General features: G+C 58.7%; 1 pseudogene. It reads right to left on the bottom strand.

Annotated features, from left to right (window positions below):
• A pseudogene (locus WH277_RS00565) lies at positions 1 to 312 on the bottom strand (SAM-dependent DNA methyltransferase); the annotation flags it as partial.

Raw genomic sequence — 312 nt, 5'->3', positions numbered from 1 at the left:
GCCTGAGCCCCCAGCGCACTCTGGATCTGCTGCGCTTTGGCCATCAGATCGCGCTGTGCCAGCCACAGCTTGCTGTCCAGCAGGTCTTTAACCTGCTTCTCTTTCAGCTCGCTAAACTCGGCTTTGATAATCGCGCGCGCTTCCACCTGAATGTCGGAGAAATCGCCGTACTCCCCGTCCTGCCACTGGTCGCTAAACGCTTCATGCAGCCGCTCCATCGGCGCATTAAACGGCTTCGGTGCAAAGCGCAGGGTGCTAATGGCCTCATCTGTCACCTGCGCAGATAAGCGCAACGGGCGCTCAATGGTCAGA

The sequence above is a fragment of the Erwinia sp. MYb416 genome, assembly GCF_037479575.1.
GTDB lineage: Bacteria > Pseudomonadota > Gammaproteobacteria > Enterobacterales > Enterobacteriaceae > Erwinia > Erwinia rhapontici.
Note: the sequence above shows the minus strand (reverse complement) of the source record. Positions and strands in the feature narration are given on the sequence as shown.